The organism is Streptomyces sp. NPDC037242, from assembly GCF_055604165.1.
Genome location: NZ_JBVJUY010000070.1, coordinates 1 through 2193 on the forward strand (window position 1 = coordinate 1; position 2193 = coordinate 2193).

The 2193-nt window shown below is 69.6% G+C and carries 3 protein-coding genes and 1 pseudogene; 1 reads left to right on the top strand and 3 read right to left on the bottom strand.

Annotation, left to right across the window (positions count from 1 at the left end; all coding sequences use genetic code 11):
- Positions 1 to 103: 103 nt before the first annotated feature.
- A complete protein-coding gene (locus tag ACZ7GJ_RS37855) occupies positions 104 to 247 on the bottom strand; it encodes a hypothetical protein (RefSeq protein ID WP_159046065.1) in 144 nt (47 codons plus the stop codon).
- A gap of 284 nt (positions 248 to 531) precedes the next feature.
- Here ACZ7GJ_RS37855 and ACZ7GJ_RS37860 point away from each other — a divergent pair, with 284 nt between their 5' ends.
- Positions 532 to 987 (top strand): hypothetical protein, encoded by a 456-nt coding sequence (locus ACZ7GJ_RS37860; protein ID WP_470758514.1) that lies wholly within the window; start codon positions 532 to 534, stop codon positions 985 to 987.
- A 97-nt stretch (positions 988 to 1084) separates the two neighbouring features.
- Here the strand turns inward: ACZ7GJ_RS37860 and ACZ7GJ_RS37865 are convergent, their stop codons facing one another.
- Positions 1085 to 1870 carry an ABC transporter permease gene (locus ACZ7GJ_RS37865; RefSeq protein ID WP_470758516.1) on the bottom strand — a complete coding sequence of 262 codons (786 nt, stop codon included), beginning with the start codon at positions 1868 to 1870 and terminating at the stop codon, positions 1085 to 1087.
- A pseudogene (locus ACZ7GJ_RS37870) lies at positions 1867 to 2193 on the bottom strand (ABC transporter); the annotation flags it as partial. The gene ACZ7GJ_RS37865 and the pseudogene ACZ7GJ_RS37870, both read right to left, overlap by 4 nt.

The following is a 2193-nucleotide window of genomic DNA, read 5'->3' on the forward strand; positions in this document are numbered from 1 at the left end:
TTCCCCCCTTATCCCCACACCGCAACAAACCCCCCCTTGGGGGGGGGGGCGTGGGGGGGGGGCCCCCACCAACCCCCCCCCCCCCCCACGAGGCTGACCTGGATCAGAACTCGCCGTGCTCACCCGGGCTGGCGAGCGCCTGGGTCATCGACAGCGCCTCCTGGCCGGTCTCGGTGGCGTCCAGGGCACGCAGGTCCTCGACGATGGTGTCGACGCGGACGAGCTCGTTGTCAGAGATGTTGCTCATGGTGTATCCCCATTCTTTTTCGGTTCCGGCGGCCGGTTGTTCTTTCTTTCCGTCCGCCGCTCACGAGAAATAGGTTCTCGCATGGGGGGATCCCGGGAAAGTCACTTCATTTCGTTACCCAATTCCTGGTCCCCGGAAGGCGTTACCCGGGGCGGGGGGCCGGGACCCCGTTCGCCGCGGCGCGCACCCATTCGGGCGAAAAACCCGACGGGGCGTCGTGTCGTGCGGCGGGACGTGGTCTGTTCAGGGGAAACGGGCTCGAAGAAGGGTGTGGAACGTTGTACTTGAGGCGTATCGGAACGGTCCTGGGCACGGTCGCACTGACCGCGCTGACGATGCTGACGGTCCCGGCCGACGCTCACGCCGCGGCGGTGGCCTGTGGCGGGGGCGTGTCGACCGGTCGTGTGGCCGTCAACGGGTGCATCAGTGCCGAGCGGGGGTCCATGGGCAGGGTCATCACTCGGGAGATCACGGCGCACATCAAGGCGCGCAATACGGGATCCAGGGCGCTGAACGTCTCCTACGAGGCGTTCTTCCGTGTCGTCGACGGTGGTGACTGGGCGAAACTGGGCAGCGGGCGCGCCTACCTCAAGGCCGGCGAGGCCATCGGGCCCGTCGAGGTGGGGAGTTCGACCCGGGTGTGCGGGCCCGTGAAGGTCGAGATCCGCGTGCACGCCCGGGCCGACGGGGGTGTCTGGAGCGGCTGGTCCACCGCGACCACGAGGCAGTGCCAGACCTGAGCGGGTGAACGAACGGGGCGGCGCACTCCGGCTCGTGCCGGGTACGCCGCCCTGGGCGGAACGGGGTGCGGGGGGGTTGCCCGCGCTGTCATGCCGGTTACTTCGGGTCGCCGTTGAACTTCGAGGTCGCCCAGAAGTAGCCGAGGGCGCAGAGAGCCAGGCACCAGGCGACCGCGAGCCAGCCGTTGTGGCCGATCTCGGTGCCGAGGAGGAGGCCGCGCAGGGTCTCGATGGCGGGGGTGAAGGGCTGGTACTGGGCGATCGGCTGGAACCAGCCCGGCATCGCGTCGATCGGGGTGAACGCGCTGGAGATGAGCGGCAGGAGGATCAGCGGCATGGCGCTGTTGCTGGCCGCCTCGGCGTTCGGGCTGGCCATGCCCATGCCGACGGCGATCCAGGTGAGGGCCAGGGCGAAGAGTGCGAGCAGTCCGAACGCCGCGAGCCATTCCAGGGCGGTGGCGCCCGTGGAGCGGAAGCCGATGGCGGCGGCGACGGCGCCGACGAGGACCAGGCTGGCGAGCACCTGGAGGACGCTGCCGACGACGTGTCCGATGAGGACCGAGCTGCGGTGGATGGCCATGGTGCGGAAGCGGGCGATGATGCCCTCGGACATGTCGGTGGAGACGGAGACCGCGGCCCCGATGACGGTGCTGCCGATGGTCATCAGCAGGATGCCCGGGACGACGTAGGCGATGTATTCGGAGCGGTCGGCGCCGCCCATGCCCGCGCTCATCACGTCGCCGAAGATGTAGACGAAGAGCAGGAGCAGCATGATCGGCGTGAGCAGCAGGTTGAGGGTGAGGGAGGGGTAGCGCCGTGCGTGCAGGAGGTTGCGGCGCAGCATGGTGGAGGAGTCGCGTACGGCGAGGGAGAAGGTGCTCATCGGACAGACTCCTTGGGCTGGTTGGGCACGTCGGCGGGGCCGGTGAGGGCGAAGAACACGTCGTCGAGGTCGGGGGTGTGCACGGTCAGCTCGTCCGCCTCGATGCCAGCGCGGTCCAGCCGGTCGAGGATGGTGCGCAGGTCGCGCTGGCTGCCGTCGCTGGGGAGCTGGAGGGTGAGGGAGTCCTCGTCCCGGGTGGTCTCGCGCAGGGCGAGGGCGGCGGACCGGTAGGCGGAGGGGTCGGTGAAGCGGAGCCGGACGTGGCCGCCGGGGATCAGGCGCTTGAGCTGCTCGGCGGTGCCTTCGGCGGCGATCCGGCCGTC